This is a genomic window from Micromonospora sp. NPDC049139, assembly GCF_055586845.1.
In genome coordinates, this window is sequence record NZ_JBVJHK010000062.1 from 1 (window position 1) to 1,596 (window position 1,596).

Annotated in this window: 1 protein-coding gene; it reads right to left on the reverse strand. The window is 68.8% G+C overall.

Annotated features, from left to right (window positions below):
* Positions 1–9 precede the first annotated feature (9 nt).
* Positions 10–1,482 carry an NF041680 family putative transposase gene (locus ACZ6Q9_RS34180; RefSeq protein WP_396831419.1) on the reverse strand — a complete coding sequence of 491 codons (1,473 nt, stop codon included), beginning with the start codon at positions 1,480–1,482 and terminating at the stop codon, positions 10–12.
* Positions 1,483–1,596 lie beyond the last annotated feature (114 nt).

A 1,596-nucleotide genomic window follows, 5' to 3' on the forward strand; every position in this document is an offset into this window, starting at 1 on the left:
GCTTGATCTTTAACCTGTTGGGCTTGGGCGTGGTTTGCGGGTCGTCTTCGGTTTCGTTTTCGCCTTGCCTGTCGAGGGGCTGGTCGCGCCGGAAGCGGTGTGGACGTCGTGGCGTGGGGTGGGGTGGCTGTTGCGGCGGCCGGTTGGTCGTCCTGGTCCTGGTCGGGATGCTTTCGGTGCGCTGGCCGGGCAGGTGGCTTTGGCTCGGAGGTGCCGAAATCCTCGGCGGACGCGGGCGGGTGACAGACGCTGTGGTGGTGCTGGTTTCTCCCAGGGCCGGCGCAGATCGACGGCCAGGGTGCGGGCCAGCCGCAGCTGCGTGTAGGCGGCCAGGATCAGCCAGGTCCATCGGTCGGCGGCCTGCGGGGTGCGGATCTTCGGGCAGGTCCAGCCGAGGGTCTGCTTGAACAGGCGGAACGTGTGCTCGATGTCGAAGCGGCGCAGGAACGTCTGCCAGAGCCGATCGACATCGTCGGCGGTGGCGTCGACGCCGGACCACCACAGCCATACCGGCTTCGGGGTCGCGCCGCTGGGCAGGTGCTCGACCTCCAGGCGGATGACCGTTCCCTCGATGACCGGCAACACCTTTGCCGCGTCGACCCAGGCGGATCGGTGGGTCAACCGTGGGTGCAACCGGTCCCAGGCTCGGGCTCTCGCGATGCCGTAGAGGCGAGTGTCGGTCATCGTGGCCGCGTCAGGCTCGCCCCAGGTGGCCGGGTCACCGAAGGCGAACTCGTCGCCGTGGCGGGGTGGCCGGCCGATCGTCCCCGGCTGCCGGGGTGGCACCGCGCGGCGTAGTACCCGGTCCGAGCGCATTCGCGCGAGGACCTGCACGGGCAGATCACGCAGGAGGAACGCCAGCCGGGGCGCGTCGTAGCCAGCGTCGGCCACGACCAGGATGTCCAGGTCGCCGGGCCGCCACTGGCCGGCCGCGATCAGCCGCTGCACGATGTCTCGCACCTGCCTGGCCGTGACTGCCGCCGCGTCATCACCCGGCGTCAACCGCACCGCGTCCAGCGGCGCGGTCCACGAGCTACGGCCCGACTCCAGGGCCACCACCATCGAGTAGGGCCAACCCGGGACCATGATGGTCTGGTCCTTGCCCCGACCGTAGGTGTGACACAGAACCCGCTGCGGCGAGGTGTGCGCGTCCGGCCGTAACCAGCAGGTGATGTCCACCGCCAGCACGAGCCGGCCGTCAGCCGCTCGTGGCAGCGGCACCCCGGCCAGGGCAGTACGCAGCCGGTCGATGTCCAGCCGCCCACACGCGAGCGCGTCGTACAACGCGCCGTGGCCGCGGCGGTGCTCACCCACCAGCGACAACTCCACCAACGACCGCACCGGCCCATCAGCGCACAACACCGCGTCGGCCAGCTCGAACAACGCATCCGCCCGCGCGGTCAAGCAGCCGTAGAACTCCCGCCGGAATTTGCCCAGCTCCCCGACGCCACCAGCCGGATGAGGATCATGCACACTGATCACCGAGACAGCCCTTGGTTATTGATCATCTTCCCTCGACAAGAAGAATGATCAACCAAGGGCTGTCCCCATGATCAGTCGGGGTCACCGACCAACCCTCGCAGGTTAAAGATCAAG